At 36.4% G+C, this 330-nt stretch carries 1 protein-coding gene; it reads left to right on the top strand.

What is annotated here, in order from left to right:
- Nucleotides 1–330, top strand: a 330-nt coding sequence (locus tag DWY01_RS11440; protein ID WP_199519968.1) for a transposase, incomplete at both ends; no start/stop codon positions are given.

The following is a 330-nucleotide window of genomic DNA, read 5'->3' as shown; positions in this document are numbered from 1 at the left end:
TATACAACTACTACAAGAAATGGATACAGACAATATAAATCGGATCCAAAAGACTGCAAGGATTGTCCTCTTAGAAACAAATGTACAAAGAGTAAGAACATGACAAAAGTTATCGAACGTCACCTATGGGAAGAGTTTAGAGAATATGCCGATGAGATCCGTCATACTATGGAATGGAAAGAAATCTATCCACAGAGAAAAGAAACCATTGAACGAGTATTTGCGGACTGTAAAGAAAACAATGGACTACGTTTCACAAGGTTAAAAGGCTTGAAGAAAAACCAACAGAATGCTTGGTTGATTTTTGCGTGCCATAATCTGAAGAAAATG

It is taken from the genome of Eubacterium sp. AF22-8LB (assembly GCF_003458715.1).
Classification (GTDB): domain Bacteria; phylum Bacillota_I; class Bacilli_A; order Erysipelotrichales; family Erysipelotrichaceae; genus Holdemanella.
Note: the sequence above shows the minus strand (reverse complement) of the source record. Positions and strands in the feature narration are given on the sequence as shown.